This window comes from Deltaproteobacteria bacterium (assembly GCA_011375175.1).
GTDB lineage: Bacteria > Desulfobacterota > GWC2-55-46 > GWC2-55-46 > DRME01 > DRME01.
Genome location: DRME01000034.1, coordinates 1 through 3526 on the forward strand (window position 1 = coordinate 1; position 3526 = coordinate 3526).

At 62.7% G+C, this 3526-nt stretch carries 3 protein-coding genes; all 3 read right to left on the reverse strand.

Annotation, left to right across the window (positions count from 1 at the left end):
* Positions 1–579 precede the first annotated feature (579 nt).
* Positions 580–1068: an Hsp20/alpha crystallin family protein gene (locus ENJ37_02395; GenBank protein HHL39333.1), complete on the reverse strand. Its 489-nt coding sequence runs from the start codon at positions 1066–1068 to the stop codon at positions 580–582.
* Between the two features lie 144 nt (positions 1069–1212).
* Positions 1213–2367 carry a sensor domain-containing diguanylate cyclase gene (locus tag ENJ37_02400; protein HHL39334.1) on the reverse strand — a complete coding sequence of 385 codons (1155 nt, stop codon included), beginning with the start codon at positions 2365–2367 and terminating at the stop codon, positions 1213–1215.
* 213 nt (positions 2368–2580) lie between these two features.
* Positions 2581–3526, reverse strand: a 946-nt coding sequence (locus ENJ37_02405) for a HAMP domain-containing histidine kinase (protein ID HHL39335.1), incomplete at its 5' end; no start/stop codon positions are given.

Below are 3526 nucleotides of genomic sequence, written 5' to 3' on the forward strand. Positions count from 1 at the left end.
CTCCCTCCAAAAACTTTTAATGCGAGTTGGTTTCCCCCTGTTTTGCCAAGCAAAACAGGGGGAAACCAACTCGTATTGAAAGTCTTTGAAGGGGGGCTGGGGGAAACTTTCTACAGAAAGTTTCCCCCAGGCAATTGAAGGGGTGTCTTTCCCGCGTCCGTTGCCGTGGGGGCGGTTCCCTGGAGGTTCGGGCCGCAAAGGCGTAAAAAGATCCCGCCTGGCGCGGTCCGAACCTCCAGGGGACCGCTGCATATACGAATACAGGGGCCTGGGGGAGACGCGGGCCCGCGACGAGGCAGATCGGTCTGCGGCCGACGGCGGCCCTGACAAAAAAAGAGAGCCTCCCCGCCGGTACGGCGGGGAGGCTCTCTTTCTTCTCTTTCGTGCAGGTCCGCTCCCGGCGGCGACCTTCTCTTCGGGACGAGGGCGAAGGCCTCCGAGTCTCTTTTCTCTTCTCTCAGGGAACGCCGCCCTGAGCGGCCCGCATCGGCTCACGCCCCGTCGGAGCCGGACCGGCGGGCTTACTCACCGCCTCACGGTCCGTCTCCGCGCGGGAGTTACGGCCGGCCCACACCCGCGTCAGGCGGCCTTGCGCTCCTTCTCTTCCTTCGCCACGGTGACGTGCACCTTGCGGGGAAGCGCGGCGCCCTTGGCGGGCATGGTGATCTCGAGTACGCCGCCCTTGTACTCGGCATGGACGTTCTCCGTGTCCACGCCCTCGGGCAGGGTTATGGTCCGCTCGAAGCTGCCGTAAGAGGTTTCGCAGAAGAGGTACTCGCTCTCCTTCTCCTTCCTCTCCGACTTCCTCTCACCCTTGATGGTGAGCATGTTGCCTGCAATGGAGACGTCGATGTCCGCGGGATCCATACCGGGCAGATCGGCCCTCACGTGCAGCTTGTCGCCTTCGAGGTAGCTTTCCACGGTGGGGTACCACTGACCCTTTGCGAACTCAAGACCGAAACCGCCGGTAAGTTTCCTGAAGAGGTCTTCCATCTCGCTCTGGAGAGTGGAGAGCTCCCTTACGGGGTCCCATTTCTTGAGTCCAAACCGCATCGTTCTCACCTCCATTCAAGGCTTTCGCCCTCGTCTTGCGCGCGTTGAAGGGGGTATCGCCCCCCCTTCTACTTAAAGTATAGGTCCATGCCGGCGCCTTGTCAAGCGGCTGTGTTGCGAAAAAAAGAGCAGTCTTTACAAGGAGTTGGACTCGAAGGCTCAGAGGGGGCAGACGAGGGCCCTCGAGGCGGCGACCCTGTTCTTGCCGGCTCGCTTGGCCTCGTACATGGCCATGTCGGCCTGCCTTATGAGGGCCTCGATTACGGCCTGGATGTTCGGGCCGGGCACGACGTTGGTCTTGAGAGAGGCGAGCCCCACGCTGCAGGTGACGGCCCCCTTCACCTCCACCGTCTTTCCGCCCGGCGGAAGCTGCTCGACACGGAAGGTGTAGGACTCGATGCGCGAGCGGACCCGCTCGGCCAGGAGTGCGGCCCCGCCGCCGTCCCTGCCTGGCAGGATGACGACGAACTCGTCGCCGCCGTAGCGCGCCGAGACGGCGTCCACCCCCGCGAGCGCATCCATGAGGAGGCGGCCTATCTCGCGGAGCACGCGGCTTCCCGTCAGGTGTCCGTAGGAGTCGTTGACGGCCTTGAAGCCGTCGAGGTCGAGGAAGAGGAGGCTCAGCGCCCTGTCGTCCTCCACGGCCCGGCGCGTAAGGTCGGTGAGTCTTTCGTAGAAGTAGCGGTCGTTGTAGAGGCCGGTGAGGTCGTCCCGCTTGGAGAGGTCGGCGAACCGCTTGGCGTCCAGCGAGCTCTGGATGAGCACCGACGTGTAGCCGGCGAATATCCTGAGCAGTTTCAGGTCCCTGGAGTCGAAGTTCACGCGGCCTATCCTGTTTATGAGCTCGATGACGCCGATGGTGACGTCATGGATCTTGATGGGAGCGCAGATGATGGACTTGCTCTCGAACTTGGTCATCCTGTCGATGGCCGGGTAGAAGACGCCGTCGTGGCGCACGTCCTCGCTTATGTAGGGCTTCCCGCTGCGGTATGTCCAGCCGGCTATGCCCACGTCCACGGGCATGCTCGTCTCCATGAGCTTTTCCGAGGCCCGCCCGAAACAGGCCACGAAGTAGAGCCTGCCCGAACCGCTTCCCCGCCTCTTGAGCAGCGGATCGTCGAGGAGGATGGTGCCCGACTCGGAGGGAACGAACTCGTTGGCCCAGGTCAGTATCTCCTTTAGGACGGTCTTCAGGTCCACCTCGAGCGGCGAACCGTCGCTGCGTCTCTTGCGCTCGAGGATCCTCCCGAGTATTTCGTTATGTGCGATCTGAATACGCACCGTCTCCCCCCGCGACGGAAAGCCCCGATTCATCGCCCTGGGGGAAACTTTCTGAAGAAAGTTTCCCCCAGGCCCCCTTCAAAGACTTTCGATACGAGTTGGTTTCACCTGTTTTGCCTGGCAAAACAGGTGAAACCAACTCGCGTCAAAAGTTTTTGGAGGGAGTCTGAGGGAACCTTTTTTCAAAAAGGTTCCCTCAGGGTAATTAATAATATCCCATGCACCGGCGGCGGGCAAGGACATTTGTCACAGGCCGTCGCGGCGGTCTGGGGCGAGGGGCTCCTGGCGCAGCGGCATCTTCACGGTGAAGCGCGTTCCCTGGTGGGGCCTGCTCTCCACCGAGACGCTGCCGCCGTGGCGCTCGACCATCTCTTTTACCAGCGCCAGTCCAAGGCCCGTGCCTTTCGTGGTCTTGGCCACGTTGCGGCCCCTGTAGAATTCGTCGAATATGCGGGGCAGTTCGTCGGGAGGTATGCCGATGCCGGTGTCGCTCACGTCTATGCGAAGGCGGTCCGCCTCGGTGGCGGCCCGTATCGTCACGGCGCCTCCGTCGGGGGTGTACTTGAGGGCGTTGGCGACGAGGTTTATGAGCACGTGGAGGAGCTGTTCGCGGTCGGCGGTGATCTCTTTCGGGGCCGTCGAGGTGTCGACGACGATATTGATGCGCTTGTCCTCCTTCTTCGCCGCCGCCAGGGCGAGGGCCTCTTCCACGAGCGGCGCTATCTCCACGGGCTGGAGGCTCAGGAACCGGGCCGAGCGCATGCGCGAGAGGTCGAGAAGGTCCTTTGCGTAGTGGTGGAGGTATTCGAGCTTCCTGCCCATGCGTTCGACGACTTCCCTCGCCTTCGGCTCCAGGGGGCCTGCGTACCCTCCGAGGAGGACGGAGATGAGGCTTAGCGCCGAGGCGAGCGGGCTCTTCATGTCGTGGGCCACGACCCGCACGTACTCGCTCTTGAGGCGGTCCTTTTCGCGCAGCTCGGCGAGCGCCGCCTCGAGCTGGCGCGACTTGGCCCGCAGCTCTTCCTCGCGTTCGGCCAGTCTCTCCGATATGTTGGAGGCTATGTGGGTGGTGAAGAGTATGGACGAGGCGAAGACGAAGTAGAGGACCAGCAGATACCTTCCGTCGCTGTGGACATGGCGGGGAAAGAGGTCGCCGAAGGGGTGGTGGGGCGCAGCGCCCGCGTACTCGGCC

Bases quoted from the DNA above. Each gene is read 5' to 3' on its own strand.
- ENJ37_02395 (HHL39333.1), bottom strand. From the start codon at position 1,068: ATGGAGGTGAGAACGATGCGGTTTGGACTCAAGAAATGGGACCCCGTA.
- ENJ37_02400 (HHL39334.1), bottom strand. From the start codon at position 2,367: ATGAATCGGGGCTTTCCGTCGCGGGGGGAGACGGTGCGTATTCAGATC.